The organism is Kouleothrix sp., assembly GCF_046328425.1.
Lineage (GTDB): Bacteria > Chloroflexota > Chloroflexia > Chloroflexales > Roseiflexaceae > Kouleothrix.
Genome location: NZ_JAXLWP010000012.1, coordinates 46,038 through 58,831 on the forward strand (window position 1 = coordinate 46,038; position 12,794 = coordinate 58,831).

Here is a 12,794-nt window from a genome sequence, read left to right on the forward strand (position 1 = left end):
GCGTCGGGCTGCATACGCTTGTTCGGCCGTAGCCGCTATAAGGCTTTTAATTTGCTCGCCTGTTACACGTTACAGACTGAAATAAGCCTTAGGCTCTTTCTGACAATCCGGTTTCGGATTAAAAAGAGCCTGAGATTAGCAGCGATATTGGCATTTCAAGAAGCAATTCGATATAAGAATGGCTGCAAAATACGGCTAGTGTCTACACGGTTTCGAATTATCAGAAAGAGCCTAACTCATTAATTCGTTGCCGATATTGGCAAGTAGTTGAGCACGCTCATCTATGAATGGCTCAAATTTGTCTTCAAAGAGCGATGTTGGGCACAAGTCGTGCTGTAGGATTTCATTCACGATAGCCATATTACTAGGCATTTTTGCTTTATATATACTCGGTGCCACACCACCAAGCGCATTATTATCAGCTCGCGACATAAAACTGAAGTTAGCTAGGCAGTTTGGATCATATGGCAATGTCCCCTGGTTCTTTAGGAATGAGCGCGGAAATAGATGATGAAATTCATTTCTGTTGTAGTCGCGCAAGACGCTCTGAAGAGATATAGCGTTGCCACTGATAAAACTGCGCGGAAGACTTTGTGCAAGCATTAGAACAAAAGTCTTGGTGCTAACATTGTTGACTCGAAAGAGATCATGACGAAACGAATCAGCATTCAAAGGGGTGTAGCTGAAGTTGCCAAGGTCCGTAGGTTGGCCTTCACGAAGTTTGATTATAGAGTCGATATCCGCTTGCACAGTCTTAATAGGCTGACTATTATATCGCTTTGTAAAGCACACACGCCAGAACCATCGAAGAATTGTGCTACGCTGGTCGTTGCTCATACGTACTTGTTGGTTGCCAGGGGTCGCGAAGAACACTGAAAGTGGTACTAGTAAATATGGATATGGAAGGTTATCTAATGAGAATATGTGTAAATTTGATCGAAGAAAATCAATAGCTCCTTTTAATCCATTGATTACTTCTGCAAATCGAGTGCGAACTGTAGATCCATTAAGCGTAATCAGAGTTTCTATAGAAGCATCTCTCGATAGGACAGCAGAGCAGCACCTTAGTAGAAGGTTGCTATCTTCGCCAACATCATCAAACCCAAATGGTTTTAAATCTGCTGTTAGATCGTCAAATTGCTGCTGGAGATGGAAGTCTTGGCTCCAAGTCCAAGCGGTTAACAGTTGGAGTGTATCTAATGGGACTCCACGACGATTAACACGCTCAAATACTATAGCTACAGTGGTCTTGTCATCCGTCGAAATCATCTGATGAGGTATTCTTGCTTCCTTAAAACGCGTTTGAATCTTATCAACTTGCTCGGCGAGAGCGTCGTCCAGGTCACGAGTTGCTTTGCGATACGCGACTGTATCAAATAAAGTCTTAAGGGGGAAATATCGCGATGGATCTGCCTCTCCAGGGTTGAGTGCGACAAACTGAGATTCCTGTGCATTTAAGCCAGCCCTTAGATCGTAAAATATATTCATCCAAGGGGAGTCATTATCAATATCTTGAGGGATATCTGTTTGAAAAACTCCAAAGATAGAAGTAACACGCTGCTGACCATCGAGAATATAATCCACAGGGTAGTCAACATCAGGCTCAGGTAGTGAGAATGGCCCGAGTTTTCGTTCGAACTTCAGCCTCTCTTTGGTACGCCAAAGAAGAAGCGAGCCGATTGGATATCCTTTATAGATACTATCCATTAAAAATGCGACTTTATCTGCATCCCACACAAATCCTCTTTGGAAAGTTGGAATGCGGATGCTTCCACTCTTGACCATATTTAAGATTGCCCGAATCGTTAGATCTTCCATATCGGTTTTCTCCAAACTAATATGATATCTGTCGCGGCTGATAGTACCATAGATTTGTGACATGCATTGTCATATTGATACGTGATCGGGGTTTGATTGCGAACCAACTCATTATTAGACTGACAATTATACCTTTTATCTGAGCAGCTATGACTATTACGTACACGTGTGTACAAGTATATACAACTGCGCCCCGCTCCAAACAGCGATCCTCCCATATACTCTCGCTCGGCAAGCGAAAAGTATGCGCTCAAAAGTGGTGGCACATCGGGTGAAGAAGCATATGGCGCGACCCTCCTGCTGGCATGGTGGTCGAGCAAATCATAGCACAGATTCGCGAAGTGGCAAGGGGTACGGCGTAAAGCTTTGCGAATAGGCGCATAGCTGCCGATGCCTGCGAGCGTGGCAGGATTAATCGCTGTTGCTATCTATAGCTGAGCCTTCGGCAGATCTGCTGAACTGTGGCCGATCGCCGCCGCGCCAGCCCCGCCTGGCCCTCGCTCACCAGCCACGGGTAGGCCGTTCGTCCACAGATTGCTCCGATTGCACAGCGGGCGGCTGGGTCTCCGCCAGCGATTGGCCTGGATTATACAAGAGGTATGCGAAGCTATGGGCCGCGCCGGCCGGCCAGGAGTTTTGTGTGGGCTTGCCTTCCAAACATGTAGGCTTGCCTTCCAAACATGTAGGCTTGTCTTCCAAAGAAGTTGGCGTCTGTTTCAAAGAAGTTGGCGCCCGTTTCAAACGTATCGCGCTGCTCATCAGAGCGTGTAGGCGAGCCATGATCATTGGGGCGCGCGCGGCACACTGCGGCGGGCGGCGGCTTTGAGCAGGCAGGTGGGGCAAAGCCGCAACCGCCACCTGCCGTGTGTTCTCCCGCTTCTTTCAGGAGAGGGGGCGCGGGGGTGAGGCCGAACGCCGGTGCCGCCCGCACAGAAACAGGTTTTGTAGCGCGCGCGATTTCGCTCTATACTATGCGGGCTGTGGCCCAGGGTATGCAGAGTGCCACACCGTGAGATGCACGCCGATCCGCCTGCACGAGGAGGAACCAATGCCAGATACACCCGCCGGCCTGACAGAGCGACCAGCCTGGAAGGCGCTCCAGGCGCACTACGATACGATCGGGGCGGCGCATTTGCGCCAGCTGTTCGCCGAAGACCCGCAGCGCGGCGAGCGCATGACGCTTGAAGCGCTGGGGCTGTACTTCGACTACTCGAAGAACCGCCTGACCGACGAGACAATCGGGTTGCTGCTGCGCCTGGCCGACGAGATCGGCCTGCGCGAGCAGATCGACGCGATGTTCCGTGGCGAGAAGATCAATCGCACCGAGAACCGCGCGGTGCTGCACGTTGCGCTGCGCGCGCCCAAAGGCGCCCAGATCGTCGTCGACGGCGCCGACGTGGTGCCCGAGGTGCATGCCGTGCTCGAGCGTATGGCGCGCTTCGCCGACCAGGTGCGCGGCGGCGGCTGGCTGGGCTTCACCGGCCGGCGCATCCGCAACGTGGTGAATATTGGCATCGGCGGCTCGGACCTCGGCCCGGTGATGGCCTACGAGGCGCTCAAGCACTACAGCCAGCGCGACATGACCTTTCGCTTTGTGTCGAATGTCGACGGCAGCGACTTCGCCGAGGCCACGCGCGACCTCGACCCGGCCGAGACGCTGTTTGTTATCTCGTCGAAGACCTTCACGACGATCGAGACCATGACCAACGCCACCAGCGCGCGCGAGTGGCTGCTGGCGGCGCTGGGCGACGCGGCGGCGGTGGCCCGGCACTTCGTGGCCGTGTCGACGAATGCCAAAGCAGTGCAGGCGTTCGGCATCGACACCGACAATATGTTCGGCTTCTGGGATTGGGTCGGCGGGCGCTACTCGATGACCTCGGCGATCGGGCTTTCGACCATGATCGCGCTTGGCCCCGAGAACTTCCGCGCGATGCTGGCGGGCTTCCACGCCATGGACGAGCACTTCCGCACCGCGCCGTTTGCGCGCAACCTGCCGGTGCTGCTCGGCCTGATTACGCTGTGGTACAACAACTTCTTCGGCGCGCAGACGGTGGCCATCCTGCCGTACGACAACTACCTGAAGCGCTTCCCGGCCTACCTCCAGCAGCTGACGATGGAAAGCAACGGCAAGAGCGTCACGCTCGACGGCCGCCAGGTGAGCTATCAGACCGGGCCGATCTACTGGGGCGAGCCGGGCACCAACGGCCAGCACTCGTTCTACCAGCTGATCCACCAGGGCACCAAGCTCATCCCCGCCGATTTCATCGGCTTCGCGCGCTCGCTCAACCCGCTCGGCCGCCACCACGACCTGCTGATGGCGAATATGTTCGCGCAGACCGAGGCGCTGGCGTTTGGCAAGACGGCCGACGAGGTGCGCGCCGAGGGCACCGCCGAGGATCTGGTGCCGCACCGCACCTTCGCCGGCAACCACCCGACCAACAGCCTGCTCGCCGACGAGCTCACGCCCGAGATGCTTGGCAAGCTGGTGGCGCTGTACGAGCACAGCGTGTTCACGCAGGGCGCGGTGTGGGGCATCGGCCCATTCGACCAGTGGGGCGTCGAGCTGGGCAAGCAGCTGGCCAACCGCATCGTGCCCGAGCTTGAGGCGGCCGAGGCGCCCACACTGGCGCACGACAGCTCGACAAATACGCTGATCGCGCGCTACCGCGCGCGCAAGCGCTAGAAAAACAGCGCTGATTTGTCCTGAAAACTCGGATCGAGCCAGCGGTAGCCTGTACTAATACGCTGTTCGCTTGATCATGTATCGATTGTGTTGCACAACGTGGCTTCGCCACGTTGTGCAACACAATAAGAAATGGGGCGGGCGAAGCCGCCCCAAACCCCCACCAAAGTGTCAGTAATCAAGCGAATTTGGTGTAAGCACCAATCTGTTTGGCATACTGAGGCATCGTGTGATTCTTTACTACCTCGATCTTGTAGGTGTTGCCGTCTTCGCGGCGAGCGGTGTGCTGGCTGCGCGTAGCCGGGGGCTGGATCTGCTCGGGGTCGTTGTTATTGCGGCCATTACGGCGATCGGGGGAGGCACGCTCCGCGATCTGCTCTTGAATCGGCATCCAATCTTCTGGATCACCGACGCACACTACCTGCTGGTGATCATGGCGTCAGCTTTGCTGACCGTTGGCTATGTGCGGGTAGCTTCACTGCCAGGCAATGCGCTTCTCGTGGCCGATGCCCTGGGATTGGCGCTGTTTGCGCTGTCTGGCGCCCAGGTAGCAGAGGCGGCGCTGTGCCCGCCGATCATCGTGGTGCTGATGGGTACGATGACCGGCGCAGCCGGAGGGATGCTGCGGGATGTGATTACGGCGCAGGTGCCGCTCATCCTGCGGCGAGATATTTACGCCACTGCCGCAATCGTGGGCATCGTTTGCTACCTACTCTTGCAAGCGTTGGGGCTGCAGCGCTCGTACGCGTTTGGGGTCGGCATCGTTGTGGTGGTTGCGCTGCGGCTGTTTGCTATTTGGCGAGGGTTGCAGCTGCCGATCTTTCGCATACCCGAGTGATAGATGGAAGACGTACGCAGTTGGCGCGCTGAGCCTTCGGCAGAGCGGTACTTGCTTCGGTATCTCTATTCTTTATTCTTTTTGCGATGCTCTGCCCGGCGAAGCCGGGCAGAGCATCGCAAAAACAAAGCAATCAAACGGAGTGTACTACAGCCGCGCCGGCCCGATCGCGTCGGGCAGGTGTACGGTGAACGTCGAGCCGACGCCGGGCTGGCTTTCGACGGTGATCGCCGCGCCGAGCAGCTCGCACAGGCGCCGGCTAAGCGCCAGGCCCAGGCCGGTGCCGCCGCGCACGCTGGCGATGCCGCCATTGATCTGCTGGAAATCCTGGAACAGCAGGTGCATATCCTCGGGCGCGATGCCGATGCCAGTGTCGGACACGCGCAGCCGCCAGCGGCGATTTTGCTCGTCGGCGTGCTCATCGACGGCGATCGTGACGGCGCCGTGCTCGGTGAATTTGGCGGCGTTGCTCACCAGGTTGATCAGCACCTGGCGCAGCTTGACGGCGTCGGTGTAGATCTTAGCGTTTGCCGCGCTGGCCGCCAGGCACAAGCGGTTATGCTGGCGCTCGACCACCGGCCGCATGGCGGTGGCGACATCCTCGACAAGCTGAGCGAGGTCGCACGGGCCGATCTGCAGGTCGACCTTGCCGGCTTCGATCTTGCTCAGGTCGAGCACGTCGTTGATCAGCTGGAGCAGGTGCTGGCCGGCGTTCTGGATCTTGCCGAGGTCGTCGTGCAGCCGGGAGTTCTGGCCGACCTCGGTTTCGAGCAGCTCGCTGTAGCCGATGATCGCCGTGAGCGGCGTGCGCAGCTCGTGGCTCATGTTTGCCAGAAAGGCGCTCTTGGCGCGGCTGGCGGCCTCGGCGGCGTCTTTGGCCCGGTACAGCGCCTGCTCGGTGCGCTTGCGCTCGGTGATATCGCGGCACACTGCGAGCGTCGCGATCCAGGCGCTGTCGTCGCCAATCGGCAGCACCGTAACCTCGCACACCCCCCACGTACCATCCTGGCGCATGAATGGCAGCTCGCCGCTCCACTGAGCGCCGGGCGCCAGCGCCGCCACCACGTGCGCGAACGGCAGCACGGCCACGCCGCGCGGCGTAACCGCAGGCGGCCCGATCAGCTCGGCGCGCGAGTGGCCGAAGAGCTGCTCGGCTGCCCGGTTGCAGTCGATCACCCAGCCGGCCTGGTCGAGCACAACCACGCCATCGGAGATATGCGCGAACGTCAGGGCCTGGCGGCGCAGCGTATCCTCGCGCTGGCGCAGCGTCTCGAGCGCCCTGGCCAGCTCGCCGGCGCGCGCCTGCTCGCGCTGGTGCAGGCGCTCCATGCGCAGGTGAGTGCGCAGCCGTACCAGCAGGATCAGCAGCGACAGCAGCGTAGCCTGGCCGAGCATAAACCCGAAGTGCACCCAGTCGGCCGAGGGCGGCGCCTGCCAGACGATCGCGCCCCAGCCCACAAGCGTCAGCGCGGCGATTCCGGCAAACCAGGGCAGCGAGAGGAACAGGCTGCCGATGCCAACCATTAGCAGGGCGATGTTTGTCGACTGCTTGGGCTCGGGGATGAGCGCCATGTGCAGCAGGCTATTGAACAGGATCACGCCGGCGATGCCCGCGCTGATCGGGTGGGCCAGCCAGGTCGGCGGCGTGACGCGGCGCAGCAGCCACCATAGCCCCGCCAGCAGCAGCGCCGAGGCAAGCGCGGTGGACACCATAAACGTGCGGGCGGGCGGCTGGAGCAGCAGGCTGTGGCTCAGCGCCAGCAGCACATACAGCACGCTCAGGCCGAGCGCCACCGGCGGAAGATTTGTGCGCAGCGTTCTATTGAGGATCTCGCGCCTGCCGGCACGGGTGCTCAGGTCGATCGGATCATCCCATGCGTGCATAATTGCCTAACGTTCTTCACACAGCAGCCTCGCCTACAATGCATTCGCATGCATGTTTATTGTACCGCTTTCTGAACCATTCCATGTATTGGGTTCCGGTTAAAAATAGCTTCTACGATACCGTATCACGAGGCGCCACGCCACAATCAGGCTGAGTACTCTACTCAGCCGCAAGGCTGACCCAGCCCCGTCGAAATATTGAAGCGCAGATCGAACGTTTGGCACATGCCCCTGCGTGTGCGTGCTGCTAGACTGATGGTGCCGGAATGTGGCCGGCGGCAGGGGTTGTGGAAGGAGCGCTTCAATGTTTGAGATCTACCGCAGTGGTGCCCAGGCCGGGCTGCCGCTCCCCGGCGTCGAGCGCGATCTCATCCTGCAGACGCACATCCAGGTGATCGAGCTGTACCGCCGGCAGCTAGTGCGCAGCCGGGCGCGCGCGATCTGGTCGCGGCTTCTGCGGCGCTCGAATCGCCTGCGCCAGCTGCCGGCGCGGCACGGCGGCCACCAGCCGGTGCGCGACCCGGCAGTGCGGCCGGTGCCGCTGGCGAGGATTGTGGGCAGCGAGGATCGCATGCGCGATTTTGACCATGCGTTCGCGCCGCTGCAGGAGTATACGCGGGCGCGCTGGCTGAGCGTGGCCACCGCCTGGGCGCTGGGCCATGCGCTTCCGGCGGTCGAGCTGATCCAAATCGGCGACGACTACTACGTGCGCGATGGGCACCACCGCATCTCGGTGGCGCGCGCGTTCGGCCAGGGCGCGATCGACGCGTCGGTGACGGTGTGGCAGCCCGCCGAGGCGGCCGAGCAGCTGGCCGACGCAGTGCTGGCCTGCGCGCCGGCCGGCGACTAGGCGCACCTGCAGGCACACACAACGCGCGGGGCGGCATCGCCGCCCCGCGCGTTGTGTGTGCCGGGGCTAGCGGAACAGCACGCGCTCGGCGCCGGTGTAGACGCGCATCTGGCGGCCGCGCACATAGCCGATCAGCGTCATGTTCCAGCGCTGCGCCAGCCGGATCGAAGCGATCGTCGGCGACGTGCGCGAGATAACGATCGGCACCTCCATCTTGCGCGCCTTGGTGATCATCTCGGTGGAGATGCGCCCGCTGCTGAGCAGCAGGTGGTCGCGGGTGGGCTGGCCGCGCAGCAGGCACGCGCCGCGGATCTTGTCGAGCGTGTTGTGGCGGCCGACATCTTCGGCCTGCACCAGCAGGCGCTCGGCGCTGGCGAGGCCCGAGGTATGCACGCCGCGGCTGGCGCGGTACAGCGTGGCGCCCTGGTTCAGCTGGTGCATCAGCTCGCCGATCTGCGAGGCGCTGACCTGCACGTCGCCGCGCAGCGGCGGCCTTTCGCCCGAGAGGTCGTCGAAGGTGACGCCGCCGCCGCAGCCCGAGGTAAGGATGCGCTTTTCGGGGCGCGCGGCGAGCGGGGCGCGCAGGCGCACGTCGATGCTGCCGGTCGCCTCGGCGCACGTCGGCATCGCCAGCTCGCCGTCGAGCCCGGCCTCGGGGAAGAACATATACACGCGATCTTCGTCGAGGTATACCTTAAGCTGCCACACGTCGCCCAGCTCGGCGATGACGCCCTCGGACACCAGGAAGCCGAGCGCGAGCTGGTGCAGCCCCACCGGCGAGCACATAAAAGTCAGCAGCTCGCGCCGGTTGACATACAGCACCCAGGGCGTCTCGGCGATCACCGGGCGGGCGACGCGCGTGGCGCGCTCGCCGTCGAACTCGATATAGTCTAGCTCGGAGATTGGATCTGGCATAGGCGGCATTGTAGTTTGCAAAGCGCAAATTGTAAATGGTAGAGCTGCTTCTACCAGAGCTCGTGCAACGTCCTCCCCTGTCAGGGAGGGAAAACACATCTGGCTTTGTGGTGCGGTCGCCGTCGCGACCGCACCACAAAGCCAGAGCTGATTCTACACTAGAGGGTGATATAGCCGCGCTCGAGCGCAACCAGGTCGAGCGGCAGCGTCTCGATGTCGGCGACGAGCAGATCGAGCGGTGCGAGCGGGCCGAGCGTGGCCAGCACCTTGAGGTAGCTAAGGCACTGCTCGCAGGTGCTGGCGCGGCGCTGCTCGTCGCCCTCGACATGGAGGTAGCCGAGGTGCTCGTGCTCGCGGGTGCCGCAGTGCGGGCACCACAGCCGGTCGACCGGCCACGCGCTCGCGCACAGCCCGCAGCGCAGGTAGCGGCGCTGCTCGAGGCCGCGGTGCTCGCCGAGCAGCGGCGCGCTACCGCAGAGCGGGCAGAAACCCTGGCCCCAGGCCGCCACCTCGATCGTGGGCGCGAGCTGGGCCGCCAGGCGGGTGAGCGCGGGAAACAGGCTGAAGCGCAGCAGTGTGCTCAGCAGATCGCCGCTGAGGTGTAGCTCGTCGGCGCGCTGGCGTACCGTGTTGGCGTCGCCGCCGAGCGCGGCGCGCGCCAGCGCGGCTCCATCGAGCGTGCCCGCGCGGACGGCGGCGGCGATACTGGCGGCTGCGCCGGGCTCGGCGTAGCTGGCGATGGCGCCGGCCAGCCGGGGCAGCTGCCTGGCGACTGCGGCCAGGTCGATCGGCGCCGCTTCGCCGTGCAGCAGCGGCGTGCCGCCGGCCAGCTTGGCGGCGGCGTGCTCGGCCGTGAGCCCGAACACGCCAACCTCGGCGGGATCGGCGTAGCAGGCGCGCAGCAGCGTGCCCTGAAGCGTGGCGGCGTCGCGCAGGGCCGGCACTGCTTCGGCGAGCTGGGCCAGGCGGCTGAGTGCGTCGGCCAGCTCTGGCGTGTCGGGCTTGGGTCGGCGGAATAGGTGCATAGTTTTGAACCTACCTGCTTCAAACCAGCTTTCCAGTGCGGTACGATCCTGTTTATTACAGGGCTTACGCGGTGCGCGTTTTTGCCTTCGGCAGAGCGGTACTTTTTTATGGATGGTGCTGGGAAGGTGGCGCTTTGCGCCACCTTCCCAGGACAAAAGAAAGCGAAGTACCATGCCGCCGCAGGCAGAAGGAGCCGATATCGCAGGCGACCGCGTAAGTCCTGTTTATTACACGAGTTGCGCGGTGGGGGGGCGGCTTTGCCGCCCTCCGAGCCTCCCACGCGAGAGGACGGCGCGTAAACTCGTGTTTATGAGGCTTCATCGACGCTGCTGCGGCGCTGCCCCCTCGCGCAGCGCCTCGTCGATCAACCAGGCCAGCAGCTCGGGCGTGGCGGCTGTGTCGGCCAGCTCGTCGCGCACAAGGGCGCAGATCGCGCGCGCCGGGCCCGATGGTGGCCCCAGCTCGTGCGCGATACGCATGAGCGCAGCCTCAAGCTCGGCGGGCGGCGGGTCGTACGACACCACCATGTCGAGCACGCGGCGCTTGATCGCCAGGCCCGCCAGGTCGGCCTGCTGGTCGCGCGCGCGCTGGCGTGGCAGCAGGTCGCCAGAGGCGAGCAGGAATGTGGCGATGTCGGCTGGGCGAAGTTCGGCCATATGTTTCAGCTGCACCTCCCTGGCGCTACGGCGTTCCGGGCACCGGCTCGTCGAACACCTTGCTTTTCGGCTGCATAACCGCGGGCTTGTTGTTTGCGTCGCCGCCGCTGCCGCCGCCGCGCGCCCGGCCGTCTTCCGGCCCACAGGCCGCCAGCAGGGCCAGCGCAAGCAGCGCCAGCGCGATCCGTCGTTGTGTCGGCACGGTATGCTCCTCTCGGCTAGCGCCCCGCCAGCGCCGCGTACTGCCCGGCCATGACGATCGCATAGCGCAGCGCCAGGCCGCCCAGCAGCGCCAGGCCGGCGCCCACCGCCGTGCTGCGCGCGCCAAGCAGGCGCGGGCGCCAGCTCAGCAGCAGCGGCAGCAGCACGCCGAGCACCAGCGTCCCGCCGATCAGCAGCAGCCCGTAGGGGCTAGCCAGCAGCGCGGGCGCCAGGCCGCCGAGCGAGAGCAAAAAGGCGATCAGCAGCACCAGCTCAAGCAGCATGGCCCAGCGGTCGGTGCGCTCGAGGCTGGCAATCGAGTCGCGCGGGGCCGGGCTGCGCGTGAGCAGCAGCAGCAGCAGCAGCGCGGCCATACCCGTCGAGGCCGCCGACGCGAGGAACAGCGGCGCGATCCACGGGCTGTCGCTCCAGAACGGCATGTTGGTGGCGCTGAGCAGCGCGCCGGTGTACGAGGCGATGAAGAAGCCGACGGCGGTGCCGGCCAGCTGAAACAGTGCGCCGACGGGGCCGTGGTGCAGGCGCGCGGCCAGGCCGCCGAAGCGCCCAAGGCCAAAGCGCGCATCCTCGGCCAGCGCGCCCACGAACGACGCCCCGCTGAACAGGCCGAACAGCAGCAGCGCCCACACGCCCACCGACATTGGCGACCAGTACTTGAACATTGGCCAGCCGGTGTTCGACTGGATCATCATGTGCCAGAAGCGCTCGGGGCGGCTGAGGTCGACGATCAGCAGGATGCCGCAGACGGCGATCAGCGGCGCGGCGATATAGAAGGCCATGCGCGCGATCGGCAGGTCGCGCTCGTCGTGGCCTACCAGGTCGATCAGCGTGCCGACGAAGTATGCGCCGGCGGCGATGCCGCCGAGGTAGAAGTAGAGAACGATCCACCAGCCCCAATCCGGGTTAGCGGCGATGCGGCCGACTTCCATATCACCTCTCCTTGACAGGACTTATGCGGTGTCCTCGCTGCCGCAGGCGAGGCGCTGCGCGCCAGCAGAAGCAAGCGATTATTCGGACGAATTAAGTGGGGCGTCGTCGCCGTGCAGCTGGTTGACGCGCCGCACACGAAACGAGAACAGCGCGGCCAGGCCCACCGCGATCGCCGTGCCAATGCTCAGCAGCGACGAAGGCAGCACGCTGCGGCTGGGCAGCTTGGGATGCTCGGGCAGGCCATAGACCGGCGGGCGATCCATCAGCAGGTAGAACGAGTTCAGCCCGCCGAGGATCGTCTCGTCGGCGCCGTACAGCTGGGCTTTGGCAAAGCCCTCGCCGTGCAGCTGCTGCAGCCGCGCGTCGGCGCGCTTGCGCAGCTCGGCGATCGGGCCAAACTGGATCGACTCGGTTGGGCAGGCCTGGGCGCAGGCCGGCGTCAGGTTGTGCTGGAGCCGGTCGTAGCACAGCGTACACTTCTTGGCGGTGCCTTTGCCGCTGTTCTCGGCGCCGGCCATGTGGATCACGCCGAATGGGCAGGCGCCAACGCAGTCGCGGCAGCCGTTGCACACCGGCTCCTGGATGTACACCGTGTCGAACTCGGTGCGGATGATCGCGCCGGTAGGGCAGACCTCGAGGCACGGCGCGTTGACGCAGTGCTTGCACACGTCCGACATCATGAGCCAGGCGGTCTCGCTGCGCTCGGGGTTGATCTGCTCGATGAACTTCACGTGCCGCCAGTTGTTGGCCGTGAGCGAGCCGGTGTTGTCGTACGACGCGCCGGTGAGCGCGCGCGTGCGGCCAGGCTCGTCCTCGCCGGGCTGCTGCTCAAGGTCGGCCGGCAGGGCATTCCACTGGTGGCAGGCCACCTGGCAGGCCTTGCAGCCGATGCAGACGCTGGTGTCGGTGTAGAAGCCGACGGGAACCTGGGCCATTGTATTCTCCCAAGAACCAAGAACCGAGAACCAAGAACCG

Annotated in this window: 11 protein-coding genes; 3 read left to right on the forward strand and 8 right to left on the reverse strand. The window is 62.8% G+C overall.

Annotation, left to right across the window (positions count from 1 at the left end):
- Nucleotides 1–231 precede the first annotated feature (231 nt).
- Nucleotides 232–1,818: a DUF262 domain-containing protein gene (locus tag U0177_RS12650; RefSeq protein ID WP_409570997.1), complete on the reverse strand. Its 1,587-nt coding sequence runs from the start codon at nt 1,816–1,818 to the stop codon at nt 232–234.
- A gap of 1,048 nt (nt 1,819–2,866) precedes the next feature.
- Between U0177_RS12650 and pgi the strand changes: the two genes are divergently transcribed.
- Together pgi and U0177_RS12660 are read left to right on the forward strand one after the other, a co-directional pair.
- Nucleotides 2,867–4,501, forward strand: a complete 1,635-nt coding sequence (gene pgi / locus U0177_RS12655; protein ID WP_409570998.1) for a glucose-6-phosphate isomerase — start codon at nt 2,867–2,869, stop codon at nt 4,499–4,501.
- Between the two features lie 229 nt (nt 4,502–4,730).
- Nucleotides 4,731–5,339 (forward strand): trimeric intracellular cation channel family protein, encoded by a 609-nt coding sequence (locus U0177_RS12660; RefSeq protein WP_409570999.1) that lies wholly within the window; start codon nt 4,731–4,733, stop codon nt 5,337–5,339.
- A gap of 147 nt (nt 5,340–5,486) precedes the next feature.
- Here U0177_RS12660 and U0177_RS12665 read toward each other — a convergent pair whose 3' ends face one another.
- Entirely contained in the window at nt 5,487–7,223 is a 1,737-nt protein-coding gene (locus U0177_RS12665) for a PAS domain-containing sensor histidine kinase (protein WP_409571000.1), read from the reverse strand.
- Between the two features lie 304 nt (nt 7,224–7,527).
- Here U0177_RS12665 and U0177_RS12670 point away from each other — a divergent pair, with 304 nt between their 5' ends.
- Nucleotides 7,528–8,073, forward strand: a complete 546-nt coding sequence (locus U0177_RS12670) for a hypothetical protein (protein WP_409571001.1) — start codon at nt 7,528–7,530, stop codon at nt 8,071–8,073.
- Between the two features lie 66 nt (nt 8,074–8,139).
- On the opposite strand, the gene fdhD is transcribed toward U0177_RS12670, so the two are convergent.
- From fdhD to U0177_RS12700, 6 genes are all read right to left on the reverse strand, one after another.
- Nucleotides 8,140–8,988: a formate dehydrogenase accessory sulfurtransferase FdhD gene (gene fdhD / locus U0177_RS12675; RefSeq protein ID WP_409571002.1), complete on the reverse strand. Its 849-nt coding sequence runs from the start codon at nt 8,986–8,988 to the stop codon at nt 8,140–8,142.
- Between the two features lie 158 nt (nt 8,989–9,146).
- Nucleotides 9,147–10,013, reverse strand: coding sequence for a formate dehydrogenase accessory protein FdhE (locus tag U0177_RS12680; protein WP_409571003.1), 867 nt, complete (start codon nt 10,011–10,013; stop codon nt 9,147–9,149).
- A gap of 318 nt (nt 10,014–10,331) precedes the next feature.
- Nucleotides 10,332–10,670: a hypothetical protein gene (locus U0177_RS12685; protein ID WP_409571004.1), complete on the reverse strand. Its 339-nt coding sequence runs from the start codon at nt 10,668–10,670 to the stop codon at nt 10,332–10,334.
- Nucleotides 10,671–10,695: 25 nt separating this feature from the next.
- Complete coding sequence (locus U0177_RS12690; protein ID WP_409571005.1) at nt 10,696–10,872, reverse strand: hypothetical protein; 177 nt, start codon at nt 10,870–10,872, stop codon at nt 10,696–10,698.
- Between the two features lie 16 nt (nt 10,873–10,888).
- Complete coding sequence (gene nrfD / locus U0177_RS12695) at nt 10,889–11,818, reverse strand: NrfD/PsrC family molybdoenzyme membrane anchor subunit (RefSeq protein WP_409571006.1); 930 nt, start codon at nt 11,816–11,818, stop codon at nt 10,889–10,891.
- Nucleotides 11,819–11,896: 78 nt separating this feature from the next.
- Nucleotides 11,897–12,754 carry a 4Fe-4S dicluster domain-containing protein gene (locus U0177_RS12700; protein ID WP_409571007.1) on the reverse strand — a complete coding sequence of 286 codons (858 nt, stop codon included), beginning with the start codon at nt 12,752–12,754 and terminating at the stop codon, nt 11,897–11,899.
- Between the last annotated feature and the right edge of the window lie 40 nt (nt 12,755–12,794).

Coding starts and splice junctions, on each gene's coding strand:
- U0177_RS12650 (WP_409570997.1), bottom strand. CDS start 1,818: ATGGAAGATCTAACGATTCGGGCAATCTTAAATATGGTCAAGAGTGGA.
- nrfD (WP_409571006.1), bottom strand. CDS start 11,818: ATGGAAGTCGGCCGCATCGCCGCTAACCCGGATTGGGGCTGGTGGATC.
- pgi (WP_409570998.1), top strand. CDS start 2,867: ATGCCAGATACACCCGCCGGCCTGACAGAGCGACCAGCCTGGAAGGCG.
- fdhD (WP_409571002.1), bottom strand. CDS start 8,988: ATGCCAGATCCAATCTCCGAGCTAGACTATATCGAGTTCGACGGCGAG.
- U0177_RS12680 (WP_409571003.1), bottom strand. CDS start 10,013: ATGCACCTATTCCGCCGACCCAAGCCCGACACGCCAGAGCTGGCCGAC.
- U0177_RS12700 (WP_409571007.1), bottom strand. CDS start 12,754: ATGGCCCAGGTTCCCGTCGGCTTCTACACCGACACCAGCGTCTGCATC.
- U0177_RS12665 (WP_409571000.1), bottom strand. CDS start 7,223: ATGCACGCATGGGATGATCCGATCGACCTGAGCACCCGTGCCGGCAGG.
- U0177_RS12685 (WP_409571004.1), bottom strand. CDS start 10,670: ATGGCCGAACTTCGCCCAGCCGACATCGCCACATTCCTGCTCGCCTCT.
- U0177_RS12670 (WP_409571001.1), top strand. CDS start 7,528: ATGTTTGAGATCTACCGCAGTGGTGCCCAGGCCGGGCTGCCGCTCCCC.